The sequence below is a fragment of the Ureibacillus thermosphaericus genome, assembly GCF_012396605.1.
Taxonomy (GTDB): domain Bacteria; phylum Bacillota; class Bacilli; order Bacillales_A; family Planococcaceae; genus Ureibacillus; species Ureibacillus thermosphaericus.
Genome location: NZ_JAAXPW010000015.1, coordinates 55,207 through 67,422, shown reverse-complemented (window position 1 = coordinate 67,422; position 12,216 = coordinate 55,207). Strand labels below are relative to the sequence as shown.

At 35.5% G+C, this 12,216-nt stretch carries 9 protein-coding genes; 7 read left to right on the top strand and 2 right to left on the bottom strand.

Annotated features, from left to right (window positions below; translation table 11 throughout):
* The first annotated feature begins 874 nt into the window (after positions 1–874).
* From HF990_RS07875 to HF990_RS07860, 4 genes are all read left to right on the top strand, one after another.
* Positions 875–2,638, top strand: a complete 1,764-nt coding sequence (locus HF990_RS07875; RefSeq protein WP_168412375.1) for a hypothetical protein — start codon at positions 875–877, stop codon at positions 2,636–2,638.
* A gap of 249 nt (positions 2,639–2,887) precedes the next feature.
* Positions 2,888–3,784 (top strand): hypothetical protein, encoded by an 897-nt coding sequence (locus tag HF990_RS07870; protein ID WP_168412374.1) that lies wholly within the window; start codon positions 2,888–2,890, stop codon positions 3,782–3,784.
* A gap of 71 nt (positions 3,785–3,855) precedes the next feature.
* The gene (locus HF990_RS07865; protein ID WP_168412373.1) at positions 3,856–4,293 is read left to right on the top strand and encodes a hypothetical protein; all 438 of its coding nucleotides are present in this window, start codon (positions 3,856–3,858) and stop codon (positions 4,291–4,293) included.
* A gap of 100 nt (positions 4,294–4,393) precedes the next feature.
* Positions 4,394–5,554, top strand: coding sequence for an AbiH family protein (locus HF990_RS07860; protein WP_168412372.1), 1,161 nt, complete (start codon positions 4,394–4,396; stop codon positions 5,552–5,554).
* Positions 5,555–5,746: 192 nt separating this feature from the next.
* On the opposite strand, the gene HF990_RS15300 is transcribed toward HF990_RS07860, so the two are convergent.
* Entirely contained in the window at positions 5,747–6,421 is a 675-nt protein-coding gene (locus HF990_RS15300; RefSeq protein WP_168412376.1) for a transposase, read from the bottom strand.
* 611 nt (positions 6,422–7,032) lie between these two features.
* The gene (locus HF990_RS07850; protein WP_168412371.1) at positions 7,033–7,524 is read right to left on the bottom strand and encodes a sigma-70 family RNA polymerase sigma factor; all 492 of its coding nucleotides are present in this window, start codon (positions 7,522–7,524) and stop codon (positions 7,033–7,035) included.
* A 324-nt stretch (positions 7,525–7,848) separates the two neighbouring features.
* Between HF990_RS07850 and HF990_RS07845 the strand changes: the two genes are divergently transcribed.
* The 3 genes from HF990_RS07845 (at position 7,849) to HF990_RS07835 (ending at position 11,991) form a co-directional block, all read left to right on the top strand.
* Positions 7,849–8,337 carry a competence protein ComK gene (locus HF990_RS07845; RefSeq protein ID WP_016839611.1) on the top strand — a complete coding sequence of 163 codons (489 nt, stop codon included), beginning with the start codon at positions 7,849–7,851 and terminating at the stop codon, positions 8,335–8,337.
* A 248-nt stretch (positions 8,338–8,585) separates the two neighbouring features.
* Positions 8,586–10,295: a phospho-sugar mutase gene (locus tag HF990_RS07840; protein WP_168412370.1), complete on the top strand. Its 1,710-nt coding sequence runs from the start codon at positions 8,586–8,588 to the stop codon at positions 10,293–10,295.
* A 340-nt stretch (positions 10,296–10,635) separates the two neighbouring features.
* The gene (locus tag HF990_RS07835) at positions 10,636–11,991 is read left to right on the top strand and encodes a serine/threonine-protein kinase (RefSeq protein ID WP_168412369.1); all 1,356 of its coding nucleotides are present in this window, start codon (positions 10,636–10,638) and stop codon (positions 11,989–11,991) included.
* Positions 11,992–12,216: the final 225 nt, after the last annotated feature.

The following is a 12,216-nucleotide window of genomic DNA, read 5'->3' as shown; positions in this document are numbered from 1 at the left end:
AAGAAGACAAGCTATTCACGGAAGTTATGAAAACTTGCGTCAATTATCTTAATTGAACCGCCGTATACGGAACCGTACGTACGGTGGTGTGAGAGGACGGGAGCTAATCACTCCCTCCTACTCGATTGGGATTAATAAACGAGCTTCATGTGGTTAAAGATAGAATACATAAACCTCTAATTTATTTTAAAAAATATGGAAAGACTGTTACAGACTCTGATGAGCTTGTTATAAGATTAAGATACCTTTTGCTTGACACAAAATTTGGTGAACTTGACGCGCAGAAGAAAGAACTTGTAAAGAAAAATCAAGGATCTTCTTGTATTAAAGATTCAAGATACCTTGTAGCTTGATAAGAAATAAAAAAGCTTGACACGAAGCCCGGTGAACTTGACGCGCAGAAGAAAGAACTTGTAAAGAAAATCAAGGATTTTCTTGTATTAAAGGTTCAAGATACCCTGTAGCTTGATAAGAAATAAAAAAGCTTGACACGAAACCCGGTGAACTTGACGCGCAGAAGAAAGAACTTGTAAAGAAAATCAAGGATTTTCTTAAATTAAAAGACTTAGATAATTTCAACATTGACAAAAAAATTAAAGAAATTTTACACAAACTTTAAAGAATTTCACATATGATAAAATAAATTTCCCAAAATCTTAACTAATTATTTTCTTGAACCACCTCTATTTTCAGGTAAGTTATCTTTTAATGTTTCTTGCTTAGTTTTTTCTTGCTATTCCAAGAATCTATGAGAATAAAAAATTGAGCTACGTCTTCAAAAATTGCATTATATTAAGTGTTATAAACTCAATAAAATTTATCGTGTAAATAATTGGAATGTTGATAGAGTGTAAGTGCGATTACTAAAACAACTGTGAAAGTAACTTTTAAACCTCTAACAGAAGCAAAAACAGGTTTCGCTCCTGAAATTTTAGATAACAACGGAAATAAAGTAGAGGTTGTACCAGTTGATTTACAAGTTGGCGAAACAGAAGCTACATTAACGTTTAAAACACCTTTATCTGTTGACCCAGTTGGCGTGTGGACAGTTGGTGGTGTTAAATTTGATAACGATGCGGTTAAAAATTACAATGATATCGTAACAGCTGCTTTAAACGGTAACGAGGTGGCTTTACTTGCGGCTCTTAAAAAAGCTGGATTATCAAATGTTAAAGATGAAAATATTACAGCTTATTTAACAGCTATCAATGCTTCTACAACAAAAGAAAAATTAGCAGATATTCAAACAATTATTGATAAAACAAATGAAACTTCATTAACAGCTTCAGAAGCTGCAGCAGCAGTTAAAGCTGTTAACGATGCTACAAACCAAGTTCAATTATTAGCAGCTTTACAAGGTAAAGTATTTACTCGTGTAAATCCTGATTGGATTGTTGATTACAACTTAGCAATTGTAGCAGCAAAAGCTACACCAACAAACACTGATACTGTTGCTAAAATTCAAGCTATTGTTGATTCAGTAAATAGCACGAAAATTGAAGAAGCAAATGAGGCATCTACTACAGTAGCTACACAAAATGCTGTAACTGAGTTAATTAAAAAGTATGTTGCTGATGATGTGGCTCCTGCTACTGCGAAAGCAGATGCTATTAAGGCATCAGAAATTAAAGCTGCTATTTTTGGAGTAAAAGAAGCTACTACACCAGCAACTGTTTATAATGCATTAGTTAAGTTATCTTCGTTAGATGGAACTAACTTACCAGCAACTGCATTAAATGCTAACTTAAAAACAGAGTATTTAACTGCTAAGAATGCTGCTAATATTTCTGGTACAACTGATGTATCTCAATTAAGAACAGATGTAGTAACAGCAGCAGATACCGCAGCATTATCTGCTATCAATACTATTACTATTACAACTGATTTAGCTGACGTAAAAGCTAAATTACAAAAATTAGCTGATGTAACTAGCCACTTAGGCACAAGTAAGTTTGATATGAGTACAGTGGTAGATACTCGTTTAGCTGACTATCGTGATGCTTTAGCAAATACTGAAGTAACTACACAAGAAAATGTTGAAACTGCTATTGCAAGTGTTAATAATAAGGCTAATGTAGCTAAAAATCTAGCAACATTAAAAGATACAAATGCTACTGTTGTTGAAGTGCGTAACGCTCTCACTGAGTTAGCTGCTGGTGTTGAAGCTAACACAACGACAACTGCTTATTTAAATGCTTCTTCTCAAGTTAAACTTGAAGTAGCACAATTCATTATTGACAACCGTGACAAATTAGCAGATGAGTTAACTGTTGAAAATGTCACAAACCATGAAGATTCTACACCTCCAGCACCAACTTATGCTACGCATGCTATTCAAAAAGCACTTGCTGACCATGCTGCTAAGGTTGCAGAATTTAATACTATTGGTAATTTAGCAGATGCTACTATTACTAGCACTAAGGATGCGCTAGATGCGTATGCTTATGATCCTTATGTAGCATTAACAACTTCACAAAAGTTAGCTGTAGCTGAAGAAATTAATAAGTTAACTAAATCTGACGGTGGGAATCCACCAACAATAACTCCATTGAACTTTAATGATGAAGATAAAGTAACTACACTAAAGCAAGCTAATGCTTACATTGATGCTGCTATTGCTGTAGTACTTGGAAACTAATAGCTTTTAGTATTATATTAGAAAAAGCCAGTCACTTCGGTGATTGGCTTTTCTTTCATTCACTTATGAAAAGTGCCAGGCACTCAAATAATTCGGGGAAAGCGTCGCCTCCGTAACGGAAACGGGCGCCCTTTCGCAAGAAAGGTGCACTAAAATTAGTACACCCCCAACATTTGACTTAGAACCTCTTTTTATTTCTACCAAAAACCTTTATAATAATAGTAGCGTGTGATATTAGGAGGTACATGCATGATTGACTTTTCATCCTTACCATCAAGTGAGGCGGAACTACTAAACGAAATTAATGCCTCTACTAAAGGTGTACGTTTCACTTTTACAGGAAGCATAGATGAGAGTAACTTATACAATGATATAAATAAAAGGCTCAGCATATTAGAAACTTCTCTGGAAATAGATAAAGAGGAATTAAATGCTATTCAACAAGAGAATGATAACTTCAGAGTTTCAATTGATGAGAAGGAAGAAGTGATGCTTCGCATTGATTGGCTTAGACGATTATATGAAGTGAAAGAAGCGATTCAGTCTGTTGAAACGAAAGAACATGCGGAGCAATTACGAACAAAGATTGCTTCTGTTCAAACATGCCCAATGAAGAATGAATTGCTTGCAAAACTTGATTCCTTAGTCAAATCATTACCATCTGAGCAAACCGAACAACCGCAACTATCTCCTGAACAAGAACTAATGGAAAAAGCAATTGTGGAAGCTGGTGATGCGTTCATCAATCTTGGTAGGGCTGGTCGAGAGTATGTGATTAACGATTTACTGAAGAAATTGGGCGGTGACGTACCAGTGGCTTCTATTCAAGAAGCAGTTTCTGCACTGGAAGAACAAGTTGCTCGTTTAGCTGGAATAGATGATGTAGAAGAATTGCAGGCTCAATTGGAGACATTGCCGCTATCCAACTACTCACGTCTGTCTTCAGAAAGGAAACAGACCGTTGCAGAGCAGTTGATTGAGAATAAACAGTGGAAAGGATTAGCTTCACTGGATCGGCTGATTCATCAATTGGATGCCAAACTAAGTGCGGAAGAAGAGCAAGAAATGATGCAAAGTATGGAAAGCGGAATTGTAACTGCTTTAGACGTCAATCAGTTGGAAGGCTTGGCGATTCAAATACGATGATTGATAGGACTAGCCTTCTGGTTGGTTCTTTTTTTGATTTGGTAGAATGGGAGAGAAGGGTGGATTAAACATTGTCAAAAGCAGGAGAAAATGAAAAGAAATTTAAGCAGTTAATCTCTGATAGATTCGGAACTGGTTTGTTGCAGGGCTCTCAGACATATAAAAATTACGATGCCGATGTCAGTATTTCCGTTGACGACATGATTGAAATAGATGGTAAAAGAATTTTATTTGAAATAGATTCGGGAAACTATGCAAAGCTGTTAGTAGGACAGTATGTTTTGTTGAATCAGATTATTGAAGATCAGGAGAACGTACTGTTTGTGATAGTTCATTACTACAAACAATATAACGATGAGCGCACACGCAAGAACTTGCAATTTATAAATGAGAGTCTTTATAAAAGTAAGGGTATACCATTTAAAGTATTCACGGCAGAGTCATTTCAAGGTGAAATCAATCAGTATAGAAATATTGAGGAGTTTGTTGCAGCTAAATTTTCTCTATGAATTACATAAATAGAAAAAGGACTAGGTTGGATGTAAGTTTAGTCCTAAAATAGTAAAACTACCACTAGCTCTATTCATCAATCAGAAAAGAGGTGTGATTGTGTCGCATGAAAAGGTGTTGTTATTGAAGTGTAAGGAGTGTCATGCAGCATTTTTTACAGAAGGAGAAAGTAATTTTTATAAAAAGAAAGGCCTTCATACTCCTAAGAGATGTAAATCATGCCGTGAAAAAAGGAAGTTTCAACTTGAACAGAGACGTCAAAAACAGGAATTAAATCGTGTTTTAGCAAATTTGCAATTTGAACAGGTAGAAGAAGTAGAAATGCAATCGGCAGATCCTAATACGATCCTTTACATTATAGGAAACGGATTTGATCTCATGCATGGTGTGCCATCAAGTTACTATCATTTCAGAGATTCTTTAGGACGCCGTAATGAACTTAGAAAAACACTGGAAATGTATATTCAAAAAGAAGACTTATGGGCCGATTTCGAGGAAAGTCTTGCTTATTTTGATGACGAAGCGTTGCTCGTTACGCTTAATGATTGGATGGATATTTTTGACGTAAAAGAACAACATGATGATGACTTTTCTGCAGCAGACTTTTTCATGGCATCTGAAGCAGCTATGTCCCCCACATACACTATTATGGACGAGTTGCCAAAGAATTTTAGGAAATGGATAGTTACTTTAAAACCAACTATTTCTAACACACCGCTCAAACAGATCATAAATACTGAGGCAAGGTATATAAATTTTAATTACACAGAATTCCTTGAGACAATTTACAAAGTGCCAAAAGGAAATATTCTCTATATCCACGGGGATAGACGGGATACAAACAAAGAGTTGATTTTAGGACATTCTGACATGGCTAATCATGAACTAGATTTAAATCCAAGCGATTTTAAAAGTGATCGGTTAAGAATGAAGAACCAAACCACATATGATTTGCATGCAACCGCTGGGTATCAATTAGGTAATTACTATTCTTCAACTGCCAAGAAATCCAGTGATGTGATTAAAGCGAATAAAGCAACATTCTTAGCTTTTGCAGATATAGATACAGTAGTTGTTATAGGTCATTCTCTTTCGGTAGTTGACTATCCTTACTTTAAAGAGATTATTAGAAAAAATAAAAAATCGTCAAATATGAAATGGCTCATCAGTTGGTACAGTGTTGGTGACATCAAACGCATTGATGCCTTTGCAAAGAACCTTGGTATACAATCTAAGCAGATTAAATTGTTTAAAACGTAATCTCATTGTATTTTACAAACAATAAATCGGGAAACAAAGAGATGCTAATGTAAACACTTACTAGCTTTTTGTCGCTTATTACAAGGTACATGGAACAATCAACTCAGCCTTTGGGCTTTGGGTGTGAAGGTGAAGAGGAACTGACCTAGTTCTTTCTTAGTTGTCTTTTTTGGAAATTAGAAAGTGACTAAGCTATGCTCTGCTAAATCGTTGGAGGATATGGAATTTGTCGAGTATGATTTCCGCTTTAGGGAAAACTTCTTGGATTAAGGAAATATAAGGGCTATACATATCGATGACAATCGTTTTTACCGCATCTCTCGCCTTCTTGGAATACCGTAAGAAATACTCTTTGAGGATGTAATCTTCAGTCCTCCACGATATCCACCATCTCCCCCGTTTCAGAGTCGCAGAAAATAAAGGACATCGCTCTAGTTGCGATTTAAACCCATCAAAACACAAAAGCTGTGGAAGGTAGTGAACATTTGGTTGATAGTAGCTATAAAAGCTGTCAATGACACGACTAACAGTGGAATGAGAACCATGATGTTTCAACGCAATATCTTTTTCGGATATTTTATCTTTGGCGTCTAAAGCAATCGATACTTTGGTATTGTTGGAAATACAACAGTTTTTAGCCACGACGCTCGTTTTTAAAGTAAACGTGGCATGACAATGTTTACAGAAATAACGCTGTTTACGCAATTTTGAGTAGGTATGAAAACCTGAAATGCTAGGCATTTTAATGAGAGACGTTTTAAAACCGTGTTTAATGATTTGATCATCGAAGACATGTCCACAAGCATAACAAGCTTTTGGTTGATACGTTAACGTCCCTTGAAAGACTTTCGCTTTTACTTTTTTGATCGTTTCGGTAGAACAAAATTTTCATCAAATGTGATATTTTTGTCTTTTATATTGAGTAGGTTTCGTATAGAAGGATGGTGAGATATGTGACACAACTCCTTTGGGAAATGTGTTTTGGCGATTACATTTTACCAGAGTTTGTCACATGTCTCATTTTTTTGTTCAAAAAATGGGTGCTGGTTTTTACTCACTAACACCAAATATTATAGAGCCTATCAATCCATCGTACCTCCCTGTAAGATAGAGTTATCGATTACAGAGGAGGTGTTTTTGTTTGGCAGTTGAAAAAGTAAATATCGTCCCTGTCAATTTGGAATCCGATTCTGATTCACCTCCACCCTCAACGAGTCGTGGACCTCTCAAACCTGTACGCTTACGTTTGTTACGCAGACGTTTCGAAAGCTGAAAAAGAATTAGGTTGGAAAGCAACACGAAATCTTATTGACATGTGTAGAGATGCATGGAGATTTGAAAGTTCAATATAGGTGCCCAGCACAAAACTACTTTGATTTTATGACTGTGCTAGGCACCTGTGCAGGTACCTTGTATCTATTCTTTAATTTGAGACAACTATCAGGCACCCAATACATAGCTGCTAACTGATCCCACTCTCACCCCAACTCTTCCCGCAACCGTTTGATCAATCGATCCCTCCGTTTCTTTAATGCTGATACCGAAACACCGTATTTTTCGACAAGTTCATCGTATTTATATCGGTAAACATAAAGATCCAACAGCAGTTCCATTTCTTCCTTTGACACGATTGTCTCTAGCTTCGAAAACATATCCGAACAACTTGAATGTCCACCGTTTTTGATTTCCATCTGTTGTGCTAAAAATGTAAGAGTTTCTTTGTCGAAGCTTGTACAATGTTTCTCATAATGATTTTCCTTGCTCATTTCTCGGTAAATCGTCGTGAGCATTGTGCGATAAGCATATGGTGCAAATGGGCCGTAAGAAGGTTCATAGTTTCTCCATGCATTCCATAATGCGATTGTTGCACAATGACGATAATAGTCGTGGTTTTTGTACACCTTTGCTCGTTTTACTACGCTATAAATCATCGGTGTATATTGTTCGAGTACTTGATCAAATGTTTCCATCCTTCTTCTCCTACGATCAGTACTGATCAATATTCCCGGGTGCTACTATCGTAAGAGAAGATTTATATTTTTTCGAATCGACTATTATCATGATTTTCTACTAATAATTACTAGATTTTTCTATACTATTATCTATAAATTAAAGAAAATTTTAAAAATTCCATAATTTGTATTGTATTTTTTTGTTTATTCTGTATAATTTTAGTTGTAAGTAGTAAAAACGGTTCAATTCTATTATCCTTTATACATAAAGTTGGAGAAGTTCGTTATATATTTACTATTACAAAATAGATGAAGCAAATTAGCATAGGAGGAAGTTATTGTATGAATGAATTCAATGAATTGGACATGATGAAAAATTTTAATGTTTTTGCAATTACTCCTTTCTATACTGAAGTGCATTCATCTCAGGTTTTGACTTATGATTATGGGAAAATAGCTTCAACCAAAAACACGTATCAACTTCTGGATGACATCTGTATTTATTTCGGTTCGGATTTAAATGGGCGACTAAAATCAGCGAGAAGAATTTTAAGAAAACGGAAAAATCCGCCCATCATTATTTCAGAAGAAAGAGGAATTGTAGCCTGTCAATTTCCATATAAAGATTACCGAGAACCATTATGGGTTATCGATTTAACTTTCAAAGTTCAGCCTGTTGATAAAAATCATTGCTATATTATATTCCATAATAACGAACGCTTTCTTATTCGATTATCAGCGGAAAAAGTGTGGGAAAGAAGAAGACTTGCCCTTGCATTGTTATGTGAAACAAAATATATTTCAGGCAGAAGAAGATTTATCAATTTGTAATGGAATATTTTTTAAAATCTGTTAAACTATTGTTGCCATTCTCCTCTTCATCATAAAGGGACAATCTAATGGTCTCGAAAAAGGAGCGAATTGTGAAAACGAAGCGTTTTCCAATTTGCTCTTTTCATTTTTATTTAAAATTACTCTAATTCCTAATTATAGTAACAACATTGGTTTTTTAGTTTATCTATGCCATAATTAAAAGCATGAAAATGAAGGTACAATTACGTTATTGAGTAGGTGTCAAAATGAGTGTGATAGAACTTTATCAACAATGGAAAAATGAAGACTTGCCGAATTATTTAAAAGAAGAACTGGAGCAAATTGCAGAAAATTTTGCTGCGATTGAGGACCGGTTTTATCAATATTTATCCTTTGGGACAGCAGGGATGCGCGGTATCCTAGGTGCTGGTACGAATCGCATGAATATCTATACAATTCGTCGAGTTGCTGAAGGGCTAGCTTGTTATATCGATTCTCAAGGGGAATCAGCAAAACGCCGGGGAGTCGTCATCGCTTATGATACTCGGCATTATTCTTATGAATTTGCGTTGGAGACGGCTCGTGTTTTAGGGGCTCATGGAATTTCTTCTTATCTATATAAGGAACCGCGGCCAACACCACAATTGTCCTTTACTGTTCGAGAGTTACATGCCTTCGCAGGTGTTGTGATTACGGCGAGCCACAATCCAAAACAGTATAATGGTTTTAAAGTGTATGGAGAAGATGGGGCGCAGTTAGTTCCATCAGCAGCGAAAACAATTGTGGATTATATGAAAAAGATTGAAAATATATTTGCGATTGAAGTGGCGTCTGAAGATAAATTAGAGAAGCAAGGTTTATTGCATTGGATTTTAGAAGAGTATGATGAAAAGTATTTGGCAAATTTATTGACGTTAAAGAATCGACAAGACTTAGCTCTCGGGTTAAGCATAGTGTATACCCCGTTGCACGGGACAGGTTTTGTACCAGTAACAAAGGGATTAGAGGCATTTGGATTTACAAATATTCATGTAGTAGAATCCCAGGCAACTCAAGATGGTTCGTTTCCAACAGTTGCTTACCCGAATCCTGAAGAACCTGCTGCTTTTAAGCTAGCGACGGAGTTGGGAGAAAAAGTTGGGGCAGATTTGTTATTGGCGACCGATCCAGATGCCGATCGCCTCGGTGTTGCTGTTTGGAACGGGGAGAAGTATGAGCATTTGACAGGAAATCAGCTTGGTGCTCTATTATTACAATATTTATTAGAGACGAAGAAAGAGCAAGGCACTTTGCCGGAAAAAGGCGCGATGGTGAAGACGATTGTAACTTCAGAAATGGGTACTGCGATTGCGAAGAAATACAATGTAAAGACTTTTGACACGTTAACTGGATTTAAGTACATTGCTGAAAAAATTGCGGAGTTTGAGAAAACGGGAGAATATACATTTATATTTGGATATGAAGAAAGTTACGGTTATTTGATTAAGCCATTCGCTCGCGATAAAGATGCCGTGCAAGTAGCGATTCAGGTCGCTGAAATGGCAGCCTATTATGCTACGAAAGGAAAAAAATTGTCGCAAGTGTTGGAAGAGTTATATGGGGAGTTTGGTTATTATCGTGAGGCTCTAGTGTCAAAAGTGTTTGAAGGAAAAGATGGACAAGAGAAAATGAAAGCCATTTTAGATGGGTTGCGTAAGGATTTACCAAAGGAAGTTGATGGCGTGCCGATAGTAAGGGTGGAAGATTACTGGAAGGGTTTGGCATATTTGGTGGACGGCACAACTGAGCCATTAACTTTGCCTAAGGAAAATGTATTGAAGTTTGTGTTGGCAGATGACTCCTGGGTAACGATCCGTCCATCCGGAACTGAACCAAAATGTAAATTCTACTTTGGTGTGGTGAAAGAAAGCAGAGAAGCAGCGGAAGAGTCGCTGGAATCCTTAGTAAGTGCTTGGCATCACTACTTGGCGAGATGAGACAGAAAGGTGTATGAGTAAGCACCTATCACTAAAAATTTTTTATAAGGATGATAAAACGGCATAAATTCTAAACACACAAGAATTTGTGCCGTTTTTTCTTATAATTGATCTACCTTCTTTTACACTTATGAATAGAATATCCCTAATTATGAATAAAAGAATAAATGTAGTATGAACTTGATATACAATTATTAAATAATGATGAAATGGTAATGTCCCTGATTCTATAAATTTTCATGTTAATGAAGTGACAGTACAGGATCACAATATATTAATAATGCATAAGTGGAGTTTTCTATTTAGCAACACATTCTTAATACTTTCAGAATTGTTTAAATTGAACCATGAAAATAAAATCCCATTAAAGGAAGAAGAAGCCATGTTATGCGAACTACAATATGAAGATATGATTGGTGAAGGCGCATTTACAATAGTATCAAGATATGTTGATGAGAATGGCCACAAATACGCTGTTAAAAAATTGAAGAGAGAATTTATTAACGATGAAGCGATTGTAAAAAGATTTAAAAGAGAAATTGAAATATTGCATGCTCTAAAAGGGGAACCACATATCGTTCCATTAATAGCCTATAATGAAGATGAACTGTGGTATATCATGCCTTATGCAGAACAAAATTTGCAACAATATATAACAAGTAATCATCAACACTTAAATATTGAAACACGTACCAATATTTTTGAACGTATTCTTGATGGAATATCAATTGCGCATTCTAGAAGTATCTTACATCGAAATCTAACTCCACAAAATATTTTATTAATAGATGGGGAATGGTACATCAGCGGCTTTGGGGTAGAAAAGGATTATTCTAGATTTTCTCAAGGTGGATATTGTACTGGAACTTATTACTATGCAGCACCAGAACAAGTAGATAAATTAAAGGATGCAACTATTCAGAGCGATATATATTCCTTAGGGAAAATATTATACTTTGTTCTTACAGGAAGAGAACCAAGCAATTTGCGTGATGCTCCATCAGCATTTAAATTCATTATTAAAGGTGCAATTTCTGAAAAAATAGAGGATCGATTTGAAAATGTTTCTATTTTAAAAAAGGAATTGCTCAAAAATAAGATGCTGCAATCAAAGTTGAGTTTTTTAAATTGGGAGCATATGACTGTGAGGGAATATTTAAGTCAAAAAAACGGTGTTGAGTCGAAAGAACTTTACGAAGTTATTATGAAATCAAATATATATGATCATGTTTATTACGATTTTATCGAGCCTATAATAAACTACTTTGATAATATAAGCGAAATATCAAAGTTTGTATCAGATATAGGAGAAGATAAAGCGCTAAAATTTATAAAATTGTTTATTCAAAATCTTAACCATTGTTATGCACGAGTAGGATGGCCATTCAGTGCAATGAACTCATTTGGTTATTTCCTCAACAGATTTTTTAAGGCTGTACCACAAAGTTCTGCTATCCAATTGGAATGCTTAAAAGAAATGTGGGAGTTAGCTTCCTATCATGATCAATGGGCTATACAAGATTTAATCATAGATATCATTACAAAAAATCAGGTGCCTGCAGAAATAGAAGAAGAACTTGCTTACTATATTTCAAAGAGAGGTATGTATTTTGTTAAATTGAAAAAGTTAAACGCAAGTAATATACATTCGCGTAACATTGCAAAAGCAATTCAGTCAGTAAAAGTAAGTATATGAAGTTGCTAAAAGTTCAAAACATTCTAGGTACCATCTAAATGAGTACCTTGCACTATACAAAAAGTAACTGGCACCAAGAATGAAGCGCCAAACATAGAGATGCTGGAAACTGTGTTTCTCACAAGAAATGTTGGGCACCATCATAAAAATGCCTAGTAGCTTTTCAAGGCATATAGGACCATATTTGAAAATGGGTCTACCAAACAATTCCTCTATTGTTAACAT